General features: G+C 67.5%; 1 pseudogene. It reads left to right on the plus strand.

The features are described 5' to 3' along the window. Window positions 1-360 (plus strand): annotated as a pseudogene (locus tag QWY28_RS23320) (hypothetical protein); the annotation flags it as partial.

The following is a 360-nucleotide window of genomic DNA, read 5'->3' on the forward strand; positions in this document are numbered from 1 at the left end:
GGAGCTGGCGTGGGGGCTCGCCGCCAGCAAGCGGCCGTTCCTCTGGGTCGTCAGGCCCACGCTCATCCGCGGCTACGAGTCCGGCCAGCTGCCCGACGGGCTCGACGAGCAGATCCGTGATCATGGCAGGCTCGTCAGCTGGGCACCGCAGGTGGAGGTGCTCGCCCACCCTGCGGTAGGCGCCTTCATCACGCACAGCGGCTGGAACTCCACGGTGGAAGCCGTGTCGGAGGGCGTGCCGATGATATGCCTCCCGTTGCACGGAGACCAGTTCAGCAACGCCAGGTACGTGTGCTCCAGCACCTTGACTGAGCATGCAGTCTCTAGGCTCGGTGTAGCGTGGAGCCGGGACGGGAGCTC

It is taken from the genome of Nocardioides oceani (assembly GCF_030412965.1).
Lineage (GTDB): Bacteria > Actinomycetota > Actinomycetes > Propionibacteriales > Nocardioidaceae > Nocardioides > Nocardioides oceani.